Source organism: Anaerotruncus sp. 1XD42-93, from assembly GCF_009917605.1.
Classification (GTDB): Bacteria; Bacillota; Clostridia; order Oscillospirales; family Ruminococcaceae; genus Anaerotruncus.
The window spans coordinates 24527-38668 of sequence record NZ_QZEG01000002.1 but is presented as its reverse complement, the minus strand read 5'-3'; the positions used below and the strand labels follow the sequence as shown (position 1 = coordinate 38668).

The window sequence follows — 14142 nt, the reverse complement described above, 5'->3', positions numbered from 1 at the left end:
ATGAATTACCTCCTAGATGGATTGGATCTGCCGCAAAACATCCCTCTACAATCCAAAATGACGGTTTCAGAGCATACTGCCCACACATTTGGACAGCTTGCCGCTAGAATATCAATGCGGCATTACTGCCGCATTGATATGTAACCTGCGCGATCACTCGGCAGGGACTCCCTCTTTGAGTTTGTGGGAGACCGTTTCCGGTCCCTTTCTCTGTCCTCGATAGTGCCTTGCTCAGTCAGCGGTTTTTTCGGGGCTGACTTCGGAAATTTCCGCGCTCTCGCGGATCATGTCGAGCGCCTTGTTCATCGCGATGCCATGAGAAACTTCGGAGGACGGAACGATCTGCTTGACCCGCTCAAGATCGGTGTTGTATCCTTTCGCGATGTCTTTCAGCTCTTCCTCCAGTTCCTCATCCGAAACCTCGATCCCTTCCAGCTCAACAATCTTCTCAAGCGCCAGACGGACCTTTACCTGAGACTCCGCCTCCTGCCGGAACCCATCCCGGAACTCACTCATCTCCTTGCCGGCATACTTCAGATAGGTCGGCAGGTTGAGGCCCTGCGCCTGCAAACGGTAATCGAACTCCTGCACCATATCATCAATGCGGTTCTCGTACATGCACGCCGGGATATCCGCCTCCATGCTGTTCGAAACCATCTCCATCAGCTTGTTTTCAACCTCGGTCTGGCTCTGGTCATCCAGACGCTCCTGCTGTTTCTTCTTGAGGTCTGCTTTCAGCTCGCCGAGTGTGTCAAATTCACTGACATCCTTCGCAAACTCATCATCCAGCTCGGGCAGCTCTTTGGCGCGGATCTCATGCAGCTTACATTTGAACACTGCCGCTTTGCCTTTCAGCTCCTCCGCGTGATAATCCTCCGGGAAGGTGACATTCACATCAAACGCATCACCGGCATTATGGCCCGCGACCTGCTCCTCAAATCCGGGAATAAAGCTGTTGGAGCCGAGCTGGAGCGGGTGGGACTCCCCTTTGCCGCCTTCGAACGCGACACCGTCCAGGAACCCCTCAAAATCAATGACTGCGGTATCGCCGGTCTGAGCTGCGCGGCCTTCAACGGTAATCATCCGGCCGTTCTGCTCCTGCATCCGCTTGATCTCCGCATCGACGTCCTCATCGGTCGCAGTGCGCACAACCTTCTCGACCTTGAGGCCCTTATAATCCGCAACCTTGACTTCCGGCTTGACCGCAACCGTTGCCTTAAAGATATAGCCCTCAGCGGCGGAAGCATCCTCCACCTCAATGTCCGCGCGGTCGACCGGTTTGATACCGGTTTCAATGATTGCCGCCTGATATGCCTTCGGATAGGTGCTGTTAATCGCGTCCTCAAAGAAAACGCCCTCGCCGTACATCTTTTCAATCATCTTGCGGGGGGCCTTTCCTTTCCGGAATCCCGGCACCTGCATCCGTTTGACATTTTTTCTGTAAGCAGCGTCAATCGCCTTGCCGAACTCTTCTGCACCGACCGAAATTGTCAGTTCCACACGTTTGTCATCATTTACTTTCTGGGAAATAACTGCCATTTTATACTTCCTCCTGAAAACGTACTTTAAACTGCTCCTGCCACTTTTCATGGAGGAACGTATTTGGGCTTTTTGCCCACCAATTTAATATTATAGCAAATAGAACCGTCAATGCCAAGAGATTTTTTATGAATTCAGGAAAATTCTTCAGGGAATTCCACCAGAACCGGGGTAAACCTGAGAAAATCACTGCTCACCAGCCGGAAATGGATGCCCAGATACCGCCCTTCGACTGCATAGCGGCAGCCCGCGGCATGGATATGGCCGTAATAGCAGCGGGAAACCCGGTGCCTGCAAAGCACATCCAGAATCTGCGGGGACTCATTTTCTCCATAGACTGGCGGATAGTGCAGGAATACAACCGGCGGCTGCCCTATTTTTTCCGCCTCGGCGAGCGAAAGCTCGAGCCGGATCGCCTCCCGATTGATGATCTTCGCGTCAAACGCCTCGCCTGTCTCGAACAGCCAGCCCCGCGAACCGCAGATCGCCATTCCTTCTACCACAACGCTGTTATTATGGAGAATTTGCAGGGAATTTAATCCATGTTCTGAAAAAAAACGCTCCATCTTGTTTTTTGTGGTCCACCAGTAATCATGGTTCCCCTTGAGCAGGATTTTTTTCCCAGGGAGGCGGTCAATGAAAGCGAAGTCCGCGAGCGACTCCTCCAGGGAAAGCCCCCATGAGGTATCGCCGGGAAGCACCACCGTATCTGCATCCGTGATGTGTTCCCGCCAGTTTTGCTCGATCCGCTCGACATACCCCTGCCATCCCGGAAACACATCCATCGAATGGTCCCCCGAAAGGGAGAGGTGCAGATCGCTGATCGTGTAGACCGCCATTTACATCCCCCCTTCCCAGCGCGCAAAGAAGTCTGCCGCATTGGTAAAGAACAGCTTGTCGGCGATCCCCTGCCCGAACCCGCCGCAGACCTCCCGGTAGAGGTCCGGGAATTTTTCCCCGGAGCCGAGCCAGGAGGGGACATCACATCCATCAAAGTCGGAGCCAAGCGCAACCACATCCTCCCCACCCAGCCGGAGAAACCGCTCCAGATGCGCCGCCAGCCGCGGGAATGCCGGGTCGGGGTCATTCGAGAGGAAACGGACACAGAAGTTCAGCCCTACGAGCCCGCCGATGGAAACGATATGGCGGAACTGGTCGTCGGTCAGGTTGCGGGGATGGTTCTGTACCGACCGGGCGTTGCTGTGGGTCGCGATGAACGGGCGGCGCGCAAACCCCGCCAGCTCTTCAAATCCCCGGTCGTTCAGGTGGGAGACATCCGCGACAATCCCGGCCCGCTCCATCTCAGCCACCGCTTCCCGTCCAAATCCCGAAAATCCATGGGTGGTTGCACTGCCGCTCGCCAGTTCATTCTCGCCGTTCCAGGTCAGCGTCACCACCCGGACCCCGCATTCCGCCAGCCTGCCTATCCGCGAGAGGTCACCGCCCAGAGCGGAACCGCCTTCTACCGTCAGCATGGCGGCAGCTTTGCCGTCCGAAAGCGCGGATTTCAGCTGTCCGACCGTCTGCACCTGCGCCAGCCGGCCGGCATTTTGCGCAAGCTGGGTCTGAAAATACCGGTAACAGCTCTCAAAATAGGCGACCGCGTCCGGGCCCCGGTATTGGTCCGGCATAAAGACCGCAAAACACTGGCACCAGTCGATCCCTGCCATCCGGTCGAGCGCAAGATGCCCGTGGTTGTGCAGCAGCGTGTCCGTTTTGGGGAGACTCCCCTCGGTCAGAAATACCCCTTCAGACAGGAATGAACCCTCCCCCGGTTTGAGACAGATGTTGTCGTGCAGCCGCCCGATCGTGTCACAGTGCAGATCAAATAAAAACATCAAACCCCTCCGTATCATAGGCGGACGTCAGATGACGGTACCGCACCACCTCGGGCGAACCAGCACAGGCGGTCACAACCTCGAACAGGTCGAACCGCGGCTGGAACATCCCTGTATTGTATATGCCCTTTCCCCGCAGATATGCCACCGCCGCCAGTATGATCCGCCGCTGCTGGCTGCGGGTCAGCGCCTGTGACGGTGTGCACCACCCATCCTGAGCGCGGGTCTTTACCTCGATGAATGCAATCACATTCCCTTTCTGGGCGATTAGGTCGATTTCGCTTTTGCCGCTGCGCCAGTTGCGTTCCAGAATACGATATCCGTCCTCAAGCAGGCGCGCACAGGCAAACGCTTCCCCCAGTGCCCCCCGCTGACGCGTTGTCGCCATCCCGCTATCTCCCGGCTTCCCATTTTTTCAGGAACGTCCGGCGGTGGACCGGGGATACCCCATTCTCATCCAACATCTGATAATGGAGCTTTGTTCCATAGCCTTTGTGCTTGGAGAATGCATAGGCGGGATATTTGGCATCCAATGCCTTCATATACCGGTCCCGCGCGACCTTCGCCAGAATCGACGCTGCCGCGATCGAGCCTGATCTGGCATCCCCGTGGACGATCGTCCGGCAGGCAAGCCCGTCCGGGAAGGCCGGGTCCCGGTTCCCGTCAACCAGCGCAAGATCAGGACATATGGAAAGCCCCGCAACCGCCCGGCGCATTGCCAGCATGGATGCTTGCAGGATGTTCAGCCGGTCGATCTCCTCGACGGTCGCCGAGGAGATGCAGTAAGCCGCTGCCTGTGTGCAGATCTGCTCGTAAAGCTGTTCGCGCTTTTTGGCGGAGAGCTTTTTGGAATCGTCAATCCCCGGAATTTCCAACCCCTGCGGCAGGATCACCGCCGCTGCGTAAACGTCGCCCGCCAGCGGGCCGCGGCCTGCCTCATCCACCCCGCAGACCGCCCGAAATCCCTGCGCATAGGCTTCCTGTTCGTATTCGTACATCTCCACACCTTCCATCTGCCCAGAACGGATTTTTCATCGAAACAGTTTCCCCGATTTGCCAGTGCATATCTTTAACAGCGGCAAAAAGTAGGCTTGGCGGGCGCCCCCTGACATCAGAATTCAGGAACGCGGCGGAAGCTCGAGGGTCAGACGGCCCATCTTCCCGCTCCGGAACTCGTCCAGAACAGTGATTGCCGCCCGTTCTGTATTGACCTCGCCGCCCGAAACCAGCATACCGCGCCGGCGTCCAACCAGTTCCAGCAGCGCATATGCATCCAAACCGTCCGCTTCCCCCTCCCGGAATTTATACCGCCGCGCAAGCAGGTCAGGATATTCCTCCTGAAGCAGCAGGAGCAGCCGCATCGCCAACAGTTCGATGTCGAGGACATCGTCCTTGACCGCGCCGGTGAACGCCAGCCGCTCCCCAACCAGCGGGTCCTCGAACTTGGGCCAGAGGATACCCGCCATATCAAGCAGCTCGATCCCGCCCTCGAGCGACACCCACTGCCGGCCCCGTGTCACACCTGGACGATCCTCCACCTTGGTGCGGCGCGAACCCGCCAGACGGTTAATCAGCGAGGACTTGCCCACATTTGGAATCCCGACAATCATCATGCGGATCGGCTGTCCGGCCATCCCGCGGGCGGCGCGGCGCGCGAGCTGCTCCGAAAGGGTCTGCCGGACAAGCGGCAGAAACGCTTTTAATCCCTTGCCGCTGCGGCAATCGGTCGCAATCGCCGGGATGCCCTGCTTCGCATAACAGGCAAGCCATTTTGAGGTTGCAGACTCGTCTGCGGAATCGCACTTGTTAAGCAGAAGCACCCGGGGTTTGTTCCCTACCAGCCGGTCGATCTCCGGATTGCGGCTGGATGCGGGAATCCGCGCATCGGTCAGCTCCACCACCAAGTCCACCAGGCGGAGGCTTTTCTCCATCAGCCGGCGGGTTTTGGTCATATGCCCAGGAAACCACTGGATCGATGGCAACGGCGCCATCGGCTGGTTTGGGGTCTGTTCCAATTCTTCCATGCTAAAACTCCTTCCCAGTATTCAGGACACGCCGCCAATCTTCCCAAATGGGAAAAAACGAAAGACCGCTTTGCCCATCACCCGCCGGACATCCACCATCCCGATCTCGGAGGCGCGGCTGTCGAGCGAATTGTTGCGGTTGTCCCCCAGCACAAAGATGCACCCTTCCGGCACCGTCACCGGGAACTCCACATCATAACCAAGCTCGGTCGGCTCATTGACATATGGCTCGTCGAGCAGTTCCCCATTGCGCCGGACAGTATGTGCGGTAAAATCAATGTCGATCGTGTCCCCTGCCCGCCCGATCACCCGTTTGACAATCGCCGGTTCCCCGGTGCCGGTGCGGTCGATCACCACGATGTCCCCATACTGCGGGTCGTGGTATCCCGCCTGCTGTAGGATCAGCCGGTCTCCGTCGTGCAGGGTTTTCATCATCGACGGACCGTTGACCGTCGCCGGACGCACTATCAGGGTGAAGAGCAGCAGCATTCCCACCACTGTCACGATCCCCGATTCCAGCCACTCGTAAAGCTCGAGCAGCGGATTTTCCTGTTGTTCCATCTCCGAACTCCTTCAGTTGATACTGCCCACCCTGGCAAACGGCGTCAGGCGGAAAAAGGCCCGCCCGATGATCTCCCGGACATCTACCATCCCAATATCAGGGGAGCGGCTGTCCTTGGAATGGTTGCGGTTATCCCCCAGCACAAACAGATGCCCTTCCGGCACCTGTACCGGGAAGTCAACCCCCTCCCAGGTCCAGGTCGGCTCGTTGATATATGGCTCATCAAGCAGCTCCCCGTTGCGCCGCACCTCACCGGTATCAAAATCAATCTCGATCGTGTCTCCGGCAAGACCGACCACCCGTTTGATAATCACCTTTTCTGCAAGATCGGGCGCGTTGACCACAAGGATGTCACCATAGGAGGCGTTCCCACATCCTGCCACCTGCAACAGCAGGTTTTCGCGATCCTCCAGCGTCGGGAACATCGACCCACCGTCCACCGTAGCGGTCCGCACAAAAAAACAGCAGACCACCAACAGCACCCCCAACATCCAGACAAACGACTCCACAAGCTCATAAAGCTCGCTGATCTGGCCCTCCTTTTTTTCCATCGCTGTCATACCCTTCCTTGTCATACTTTTCACCCGATACAGCCTGCCGCCTCAAACGGGTAAAGCCGAAATACTGCCTTGCCCATGATTTGACGCAGGTCTACCATGCCGATCGAGCTGTCCCGGCTGTCGAGCGAGTGGTTACGGTTATCCCCCAGCACAAAAACCGTCCCATCGGGCACAACAGCCGGAAAATCCACATCCCGGAAAGCGTGGGTCGGCTCGTAAATATACGGCTCGTCAAGCAGCTCCCCATTGCGCCGCACCTCGCCCGCTGAAAAGTCAATGTCAATCCGGTCACCCGCACGTCCGATCACCCGCTTGATGACCGGTGTTTCCCCGGTCCCAGTGCGGTCAACCACCACGATGTCCCCATATTGCGGGTCATGATAGCCCGCCTGCCAGAGCAGCAGCCGCTCCCGGTCATGCAGGGTCGGTACCATCGAGGAACCGGAAACGGTAGCAGTACGCACCAGAAAAACGAACGCCAGCAGAATCAGGACGAGGGCATCCACACAGGATTCCACCCAGTCAAATAATTCCCTCCTGCGGGTGCGCCGCGCCGAAATCCAGTTGAGCGAACGCCTGATCCCGTAATGAAACGTCTTTTTACGCCGGGATGAACCGCTCATCCTCTGCACCGCCTTTCCGCATCCTGAAAAATCAAAAAAAGTTTTTCCACTGTTTCGATTATTAAGATGCCCGGAACCAGGGCCTGTTATCTGCCGCATTTAAAAGGAAAAGCAGCCGCAGAAATCGCGGCTGCTTTTTTGCATCAGAATCAGATTAGCGGATGATGTCCTTGACCTTGGCAGCCTTACCAACGCGGTCACGCAGATAGTAGAGCTTGCTGCGGCGGACACGGCCTTTGCGGACCAGATCCACCTTTTCGATATTGGGGGAGTGGATCGGGAAAACCCTCTCAACTCCGCAGCCATGTGCCACCCGGCGGACGGTGAAAGTCTCGGAGATGCCGCCGTGTTTCTTCGCAATCACGGTGCCCTCAAAAACCTGAACTCTCTTCTTCTCGCCCTCTTTGATCCAGACGTGCACCTTCACGGTGTCACCGATCTCGACTTTGGGCATCTCTGCTTTGATGCACTCGCTTGCAATCTGCTTTAAAGCGTCCATACTGTTCCTCCTAAATTTTATCAGACATTCATTCCCGAACACACGGCAGAGGACTGTCTGGCTTACATGTGCAGCCGGTTGGCTGGGCATGAAGACCCGTTGCAGGATCACAACGTCCATTACATGCAATAGCTAGTCTACCATATCGCGCCAAAAAAAGCAAGCATTTTTTCCTTGGCCGCACAAAATTTTATGCATTGACAATCAGAGCCATAAATACCAGCGGCTCCGAACCGATATTTTCGATGCTGTGGCCCTCTCCGCTCGGGCAGTAGGCGCAGTCGCCGGCTTCCAGCTCGACCTCTTTTCCATTGTCGCTGTACAGCCCCTTGCCCTGAAGCAGGAAATAGGTCTCACTCTCACCCTGATGGGTATGCCAGCCGAGCGAGCATCCCGGCTGGATCGTCACCTGATTGAACAGCCGGCCATGTCCACAGAACTGCTCGGGCTGGAGAACCTGCCGCATCTGCACTTCGCCCTTCCCGTCAAAAAACGGCTTGGAAAATGTGTTCAACTCGTTTGCTCTGGTAATCATACGCTTTTCCTCCATTTTATCTGAAATCGTGGAACGTCCCGTCCAGAATGGCGGTGCGTACCACCCTCTGCCAGCCGGCGGCTGTGCCGGTCTCGGCGGCAAATGTATCGAGCACCAATGTCGGGTTGATGTTCAGCGACGCGCCTGCCGCTGCACGCACCGAAAGGGTCAGGACATTGTTCTGTGCCTCTACCCCCTGTACCGAAAAATACGGCTTGACATCAACCATCCGTTCCCCTTTTTTTGTCTTTTTCAGGACGGGCAGCGCAGGACGCGCGCACCAGTCGGAGAGCGTCCGGGCAGCCTGTTCCGCAGGGATATGGTCAAACTCCTGGATGATCCGGTAATCGGCCCAGCAGATCGCCTCCGGTTTCTGCACCGCCGGAGCCGCATGGTAAGCGGCCATCCCTTCAGGGAACACCGCATTCAGCCGGTCGACCACCTCCTGCATCGGAACCTGCTCGGTCAACCGGAAATCGACCGATTCACACTCGCTCTCATAGCCGAGCGCAAGCGGCAGGGCGAAGGTGGTATAGATGTGCGGGTTAAACCCGAGCGTGTGCCAGACCGGGAGCCGCGACCGTTTGAGCGCACGCGCCATACAGCGGTTGATATCGAGGTGGGAGATGTATTTTATCCGGCCTTCCTTCTTCCAGAACACCCGGACGGTCGTCTGAAACAGTTCAGCCAAAACATGCACCCCCTAACAGACGGTTTGCCCCGCATCCCGCGCAGTGATTCCGGCAGTGCGGGGTTGTGGCGTCCTGATGCGCCCGCTCATTCTCACGGATCAGGAACGCCTTGCTCACCCCGTAATCAAGGTGGTCCCACGGCATGATTTCATCATAGCTGCGGGTTCGGTTGGCATAGAACGCGAGGTCGATTCCGCATACCTCCGCCGCATCCTCCCAGCGCTCCATCCGGAAATAATCGTTCCAGCCATCCAGCTTGGAACCGCTCCGCCAAGCGTATTCCACCATCGGGCAGAGCCTGCGGTCGCCGCGCGCGAGCACCGCTTCCAGAAAGCTGGTCGGGCTGTCGTGGTATTTGACGTTAATCTTGCGGGAACGCACTGTTTCGAGCAGGATTTTCTGCTTGCGGCGCAGATTTTCCATCGTATCCTGCGGTTCAAACTCGAATGGGGTGAATGGCTTTGGCACAAAACAGGCGACCGACACGTTCACGCTGACCCCTTTGCCCTTCGGCTTATCCGGAAGATGGTAGAACAGGTCGACCACCTTCTGCGCCAGATGGACGATCCCCTCCACATCCTCGTCTGTCTCGGTTGGGAGCCCTAGCATAAAATAGAGCTTTACATTGGTGAACCCGCCTTCAAACGCAGTCCGGCAGGTCCGCAGAACCTCCTCCTCGGTGATATTCTTGTTGATAACATCCCGCATCCGCTGGGTGCCCGCCTCGGGCGCAAAGGTCAGAGATGACTTCCGCACCGCTGCAACCCGGTCGATCAGCTCTTTCGAAAAGTTGTCCACCCGCAGGGAGGGAAGCGCGATATTGACCGCGTCCGGCTCGGTCCAGGTGAGCATCCCGTTCAGCAGCGGTTCCAGCTGGGAATAATCGCTTGTAGAAAGCGAGGTCAAGGAAACCTCGTCATAACCGGTATTGTCGCAGAGCGTGTGCGCATTGCGGTTAATCGTGTCTTCCTGCTTTTCGCGGAAAGGGCGATAGATAAACCCGGCCTGACAGAACCGGCATCCCCGGATACAGCCGCGCAGCACCTCGACCATCGCGCGGTCGTGCACCGCCTGCGTAAACGGCACCACAAAATTTTCAGGATAGAACACCTTGTCCAGATCGCGGATGATCCGTTTGTGTACGACCGCAGGCGCACCCTCCTGCGGAGCAACTGCGGCGACCGTCCCGTCCGGATGATAGCGCACCTCGTAGAGGGACGGGACATAAATCCCTTCAATCTGTGCCGCGCGCCGCAGGAACTCCTGCTTGGAACATCCCTCTTTTTTGCAGACGAGATAGAGGTCCATCAGTTCGAGGTTGACCTCCTCCCCCTCCCCGAGGATAAACAGGTCGATAAAATCGGCGACCGGCTCCGGGTTGCAGGCGCAGGGGCCGCCCGCTACCACCACCGGCCAGAGGTTGCGGCGGTCTTTGGAGCGCACCTCCAGCCCCGCCAGATCGAGCATGTTCAGGACCGCAGTAAAACTCATCTCATATTGCAGGGTAAAACCGATGAAATCGAACTCCCCGATCGCGTCGAGACTCTCCAGACCGTAAAGTGGAATTCCCCGCTCCCGCATGAGCTGTTCCATATCCTGGTCGGGCGCGAAAACCCGTTCGCACCAATAGTTTTCCCGCGCGTTGGTCAGCGCATAGAGGATTTTCATGCCTAGGTGGGACATCCCCACTTCATAAACGTCCGGAAAGCAGAACGCAAACCGCACATCCACCTTTTCCGGGTCCTTGACAACACTCCCCAGTTCCCCGCCGGTATATCTGGACGGTTTCTGCACCTGCAAAAGAATCCGTTCCAGGTCTTTTTTCACATTCCTCAAAAGATCACAACACCCCTTCTTCACACAAACTGTCCCGTATTTTTCCATCATACCATAGATTTCTTCCCTTCACAAGCCCCCAAGAAACCCGCTTTATCCATGGGACCGGGTGTAAAGCCGGTTGAACGGGATCGAAATGCCGTTACGGTCGAACTGCTCCTTGACCTGTTCGAGCAGGTCAAATTTGAGGTTCCAATAATCCGGTGTAGCGCACCAGACCCGGCATCCAAGCACCACTGCTGACTCTCCATGCCCGACCATCCGCACGATCGGCTCCGGATCAGCATACGCCTGCGGATGCTGCGCGATCATCTCCGTGACCAGCTTCTGCGCGAGCGCGAAGTCATCCTCATAGCCGATCGAAAAATCGAGGTCAAGCCTGCGCATCGGCTCGCTTGTAAAATTGGTGATCTGTGCTTTTGCCACATCCCCATTCGGCACATGGACCACCTTATTATCCACCGTCTTGATCACCGTATAGTTGAGCCGGATGTCCTGGACTGTTCCCTCTCTGCCGCCGATGTCCACATAGTCCCCGATCGAGAACGGCTTGGTGAACAGCACCGAGATGCCGCCTGCGAGGTTGGAGAGGGAGTCCTGGATGGCGAGCGAAACCGCCAAGCCGAAAACGCTCATCAGGGCAACCACCCACCCGATCGCGTCGGGGATCAGGATGGTCAGCGCGAGGATGCCGAGCAGGGTATAAAGGCAGATTTTAAAAATAGAAAGGATGAAGCTATGCAGGGTGACCTCCAGCTTTGACTTCTCGAGCAGCCTGCGGGAAACCCGGATCACCATGCGGATCAGCAGGGTCCCGATCAACAGGATCAGGACAATGGTAAGCAGCTTGGGCGCGAGCCTTTTCAGGCCCTCCAACAGGAATCGCCACCGGTTGGGCGTGTCCATCCCGACGATCTCGCTGACCGCCTCCTGAATCCCCTCGGCGGCAGAACCGGCCCCCACTGTATCCAGCCCCATAACAGAATTCAGTTCCATAATATTCCTCCCTGTCTGGTTTGTAGCTTCTGCTGTTTATACTGGGTGGGCGGCAGGCCGATGACCTTCTTGAACACCCGTGAGAAATAGAGCTGGTCGCTGTAGCCGACCGATGCGGCGACCTCTGCCATCGAAAGAGTGGACCGCTCAAGCAGTTCGCACGCCTGTGTGACCCGGAACCGGGTCAGATAATCGTTTGGGGAAACATCCACCTCCTGCATGAATACCCGATAGAGGTGGCTGCGGCTGATCCCGACATTAGAGGCGATGTCCCCCACGTCGATTGGATGGGAATAGTTGTGGGTGATGAACCGCACCGCACTTTCAAAATATTCCCGCATCAAATCGCCTGAAGGTTCCTGACCACCCTGCTCCACCAGCAGGGCCAGAAAGAGATAAAGCTGTCCGATTGCCCGCAGTTCGGAGGCGGAAGAGGTGCCCGACGCCGCATAGATCGACTGGATCGCATCGCGAACCGCGTCCGGATCGCTGAACCGTACCACCGGCTGCTCCCGGGTGAAGGGGGTCTGTGTGAGCAGGATTTTGGCGTCCGGACCGTTGAACCCGACCCAGCAGTACCCCCATGGATCCTCAACGTCAGCAGTATAGGAGACCACCGTCCCCGGATAGACCAGAAAGGTATCCCCCGCCCCCACCTCGTAGACCGCATCCTCCACGCGGAAAACCCCTTTTCCGGAGGTGACATGGTGGATCAGGCAGTGGTCACGCAGGCCCGGCCCCCAGGTATAGCCGGGGTCACACTGCTGAAGCCCGCTGTTATAAACCGCGACCGGCAGGCTTTCCCGGGTTTTGGTCTTGTAGGAGCGCTTAAAACTTTCGGATGGCATAATGTCTCCCCCTTTCTCTATAACAGAATAGTGTGTGCTGCCGGTGATTTTACTGCAACAAAAATCCATCAAAAAGGGAAAAATTTAGGTTGAAATTTCGTTTAAAATGCGCTACGATATAAGGAAAGAACTTGAAAACATCCGGTTGTTTTCACGAGGCGGGCAGCTCCCGCCATCACACAAAATCTGCTTTTGGCGGTGCAATCCAGAGCGATTCCGTTTTGGGCCGGCTGGAAGGCCGGAATGGCTCTGTTTTCAGCCGCCCGCGGGATGGAGGAAAAGACAACAATGCGTACCAAAGAGTTGCAGGAGCAGATCCGGTCGGGCGCGCTGTCCGGCACATTCGAATACCTTTATAAAAACGATGCGGCACGTCAGGCCGAACGTTATGCCGGCGCGGCAGCGGAATTTGAACGGCTGTTCGGGGAACGGGAAGCCGAACTGTTTTCCGCGCCCGGACGTACCGAGGTGGGCGGCAACCACACCGACCATCAGCATGGACGGGTGCTCGCGGCAGGGGTCAACCTTGATGTCATCGCAGTCGCCGGCAAAAACGACGAAGGCGTTATCCGCATCCAGTCGGCCGGCTACCCAATGGATACCATCGACCTTTCCGATCTTTCGGTCCGGCAAGAAGAAACCAACTGTGCCGCTGCGCTGATCCGCGGGGTTGCCGCGCGGTTCCGGGAGCTGGGGATGGAGATCGGCGGATTTGACGCCTACACCACCAGCGACGTGCTCAAAGGCTCGGGGCTTTCCTCCTCGGCGGCGTTCGAGGTCCTGGTCGGCACCATCCTCAACCACTTTTACGCGGGACAGAAAGCATCGGCGGTGCAGATTGCACAGATTGCGCAGTATGCCGAGAACGTCTACTTTGGCAAGCCCAGCGGGCTGATGGACCAGACCGCTTCTTCGGTGGGCGGATTTGTGACCATTGATTTTGCGGATGTCGCGCATCCGCAGGTCAAAAAAGTGGAGGTTGACTTCTCCAAGTCGGGGTATCAGCTCTGCATTGTCGATACCGGCGGAAACCACGCCGATCTGACCGGCGACTACGCCGCCGCGCCCGCCGAGATGAAATCGGTTGCCGCGCAGTTCGGCAAACAGGTGCTTCGAGAGGTCTCCCCAGCGGAGTTTTATGCAAAGATCGGTGAGCTGCGCAAAAGCTGTACCGACCGCGCCCTGCTGCGTGCGGCGCACTTCTTCGCGGATGATGCGCGGGTCCCACAGGAGGTTGCCGCGCTCGAAGCGGGAGACTTTGACCACTTCAGACAGCTTGTGATCGAAAGCGGGCACAGCTCGTTTATGTACCTGCAAAACGTTTACACCTGCAAGAATCCCGATGAACAGGGCCTGTCGCTCGGTTTGGCGGCGAGCGAGCAGATCCTCTCCGGGCAGGGTGCATGGCGGGTGCATGGCGGCGGCTTCGCCGGGACAATCCAGTGTTTCGTGCCCGACAGCCTGCTCTCAGACTATCGGTCCGGCATCGAATCGGTATTCGGCCAGGGCAGCTGTTACGTACTTTCGATCCGTCCGGTTGGCGGGGTGAAGGTGACACCTGACCTGTATAAAACCGGCCGGTAAAAAACG

The 14142-nt window shown here is 57.2% G+C and carries 16 protein-coding genes; 1 reads left to right on the top strand and 15 read right to left on the bottom strand.

Features of this window, described 5'->3' with window-relative positions; all coding sequences use genetic code 11:
- Positions 1–231: 231 nt before the first annotated feature.
- From tig to D5269_RS00995, 15 genes are all read right to left on the bottom strand, one after another.
- Complete coding sequence (gene tig, locus D5269_RS01065; RefSeq protein ID WP_243126532.1) at positions 232–1539, bottom strand: trigger factor; 1308 nt, start codon at positions 1537–1539, stop codon at positions 232–234.
- Positions 1540–1673: 134 nt separating this feature from the next.
- The gene (locus D5269_RS01060) at positions 1674–2378 is read right to left on the bottom strand and encodes a metallophosphoesterase (protein WP_120481701.1); all 705 of its coding nucleotides are present in this window, start codon (positions 2376–2378) and stop codon (positions 1674–1676) included.
- A complete protein-coding gene (locus D5269_RS01055) occupies positions 2379–3377 on the bottom strand; it encodes a membrane dipeptidase (RefSeq protein ID WP_158604800.1) in 999 nt (332 codons plus the stop codon).
- The gene (locus tag D5269_RS01050) at positions 3364–3765 is read right to left on the bottom strand and encodes a YraN family protein (protein ID WP_120481696.1); all 402 of its coding nucleotides are present in this window, start codon (positions 3763–3765) and stop codon (positions 3364–3366) included. Before D5269_RS01050 ends, D5269_RS01055 begins: the two co-directional genes overlap by 14 nt.
- Before the next feature lie 4 nt (positions 3766–3769).
- Positions 3770–4375, bottom strand: coding sequence for a ribonuclease HII (locus D5269_RS01045; protein ID WP_243126531.1), 606 nt, complete (start codon positions 4373–4375; stop codon positions 3770–3772).
- Between the two features lie 120 nt (positions 4376–4495).
- Entirely contained in the window at positions 4496–5368 is an 873-nt protein-coding gene (gene ylqF / locus D5269_RS01040) for a ribosome biogenesis GTPase YlqF (RefSeq protein WP_120481848.1), read from the bottom strand.
- A gap of 54 nt (positions 5369–5422) precedes the next feature.
- Entirely contained in the window at positions 5423–5962 is a 540-nt protein-coding gene (gene lepB, locus D5269_RS01035; protein WP_016315353.1) for a signal peptidase I, read from the bottom strand.
- 12 nt (positions 5963–5974) lie between these two features.
- Entirely contained in the window at positions 5975–6514 is a 540-nt protein-coding gene (lepB, locus tag D5269_RS01030) for a signal peptidase I (RefSeq protein WP_243150697.1), read from the bottom strand.
- 29 nt (positions 6515–6543) lie between these two features.
- Positions 6544–7146 carry a signal peptidase I gene (gene lepB, locus D5269_RS01025; protein WP_016315351.1) on the bottom strand — a complete coding sequence of 201 codons (603 nt, stop codon included), beginning with the start codon at positions 7144–7146 and terminating at the stop codon, positions 6544–6546.
- Between the two features lie 154 nt (positions 7147–7300).
- Entirely contained in the window at positions 7301–7645 is a 345-nt protein-coding gene (gene rplS, locus D5269_RS01020; protein WP_016315350.1) for a 50S ribosomal protein L19, read from the bottom strand.
- A gap of 190 nt (positions 7646–7835) precedes the next feature.
- Complete coding sequence (locus tag D5269_RS01015) at positions 7836–8180, bottom strand: cupin domain-containing protein (RefSeq protein WP_016315349.1); 345 nt, start codon at positions 8178–8180, stop codon at positions 7836–7838.
- Between the two features lie 16 nt (positions 8181–8196).
- Entirely contained in the window at positions 8197–8871 is a 675-nt protein-coding gene (locus D5269_RS01010; RefSeq protein ID WP_158604799.1) for a TIGR03936 family radical SAM-associated protein, read from the bottom strand.
- Complete coding sequence (locus D5269_RS01005; RefSeq protein WP_347707282.1) at positions 8864–10699, bottom strand: TIGR03960 family B12-binding radical SAM protein; 1836 nt, start codon at positions 10697–10699, stop codon at positions 8864–8866. Before D5269_RS01005 ends, D5269_RS01010 begins: the two co-directional genes overlap by 8 nt.
- A 102-nt stretch (positions 10700–10801) precedes the next feature.
- Positions 10802–11704, bottom strand: coding sequence for a mechanosensitive ion channel family protein (locus D5269_RS01000; RefSeq protein WP_016315346.1), 903 nt, complete (start codon positions 11702–11704; stop codon positions 10802–10804).
- Positions 11695–12552, bottom strand: a complete 858-nt coding sequence (locus D5269_RS00995; protein ID WP_016315345.1) for an AraC family transcriptional regulator — start codon at positions 12550–12552, stop codon at positions 11695–11697. Before D5269_RS00995 ends, D5269_RS01000 begins: the two co-directional genes overlap by 10 nt.
- Before the next feature lie 243 nt (positions 12553–12795).
- Between D5269_RS00995 and D5269_RS00990 the strand changes: the two genes are divergently transcribed.
- Positions 12796–14136, top strand: a complete 1341-nt coding sequence (locus D5269_RS00990; protein WP_243126530.1) for a galactokinase family protein — start codon at positions 12796–12798, stop codon at positions 14134–14136.
- Positions 14137–14142: the final 6 nt, after the last annotated feature.

Coding starts and splice junctions, on each gene's coding strand:
- tig (WP_243126532.1), bottom strand. CDS start 1,539: ATGGCAGTTATTTCCCAGAAAGTAAATGATGACAAACGTGTGGAACTG.
- D5269_RS01060 (WP_120481701.1), bottom strand. CDS start 2,378: ATGGCGGTCTACACGATCAGCGATCTGCACCTCTCCCTTTCGGGGGAC.
- D5269_RS01055 (WP_158604800.1), bottom strand. CDS start 3,377: ATGTTTTTATTTGATCTGCACTGTGACACGATCGGGCGGCTGCACGAC.
- D5269_RS01050 (WP_120481696.1), bottom strand. CDS start 3,765: ATGGCGACAACGCGTCAGCGGGGGGCACTGGGGGAAGCGTTTGCCTGT.
- D5269_RS01045 (WP_243126531.1), bottom strand. CDS start 4,375: ATGTACGAATACGAACAGGAAGCCTATGCGCAGGGATTTCGGGCGGTC.
- ylqF (WP_120481848.1), bottom strand. CDS start 5,368: ATGGCGCCGTTGCCATCGATCCAGTGGTTTCCTGGGCATATGACCAAA.
- lepB (WP_016315353.1), bottom strand. CDS start 5,962: ATGGAACAACAGGAAAATCCGCTGCTCGAGCTTTACGAGTGGCTGGAA.
- lepB (WP_243150697.1), bottom strand. CDS start 6,514: ATGGAAAAAAAGGAGGGCCAGATCAGCGAGCTTTATGAGCTTGTGGAG.
- lepB (WP_016315351.1), bottom strand. CDS start 7,146: ATGAGCGGTTCATCCCGGCGTAAAAAGACGTTTCATTACGGGATCAGG.
- rplS (WP_016315350.1), bottom strand. CDS start 7,645: ATGGACGCTTTAAAGCAGATTGCAAGCGAGTGCATCAAAGCAGAGATG.
- D5269_RS01015 (WP_016315349.1), bottom strand. CDS start 8,180: ATGATTACCAGAGCAAACGAGTTGAACACATTTTCCAAGCCGTTTTTT.
- D5269_RS01000 (WP_016315346.1), bottom strand. CDS start 11,704: ATGGAACTGAATTCTGTTATGGGGCTGGATACAGTGGGGGCCGGTTCT.
- D5269_RS00995 (WP_016315345.1), bottom strand. CDS start 12,552: ATGCCATCCGAAAGTTTTAAGCGCTCCTACAAGACCAAAACCCGGGAA.
- D5269_RS00990 (WP_243126530.1), top strand. CDS start 12,796: ATGGCTCTGTTTTCAGCCGCCCGCGGGATGGAGGAAAAGACAACAATG.